Source organism: Pseudomonas sp. Kh14 (assembly GCF_900291005.1).
GTDB classification, from domain to species: Bacteria; Pseudomonadota; Gammaproteobacteria; order Pseudomonadales; family Pseudomonadaceae; genus Aquipseudomonas; species Aquipseudomonas alloputida.
In genome coordinates this window covers 1-246 of record NZ_OLKJ01000239.1, presented here as the reverse complement: position 1 = coordinate 246, position 246 = coordinate 1, and the positions used below count along the sequence as shown (strand labels likewise).

At 52.4% G+C, this 246-nt stretch carries 2 tRNA genes; both read left to right on the top strand.

The annotated features are described in order from the left end of the window. Positions 1–3: 3 nt before the first annotated feature. A tRNA-Ile gene (locus FQ668_RS27970) sits at positions 4–80 on the top strand. A 24-nt stretch (positions 81–104) separates the two neighbouring features. Beyond that, positions 105–180 (top strand) — tRNA-Ala (locus tag FQ668_RS27965). The last annotated feature ends 66 nt before the right edge of the window (positions 181–246 follow it).

The following is a 246-nucleotide window of genomic DNA, read 5'->3' as shown; positions in this document are numbered from 1 at the left end:
TATAGGTCTGTAGCTCAGTTGGTTAGAGCGCACCCCTGATAAGGGTGAGGTCGGCAGTTCAAATCTGCCCAGACCTACCATTACATGGTTCAGCCGTAGAATACGGGGCCATAGCTCAGCTGGGAGAGCGCCTGCCTTGCACGCAGGAGGTCAGCGGTTCGATCCCGCTTGGCTCCACCACTTTCGCCGTACGCAGTCAATTGTCAGAACTTAGAAATGAACATTCAGTTCGAATGTTGATTTCTG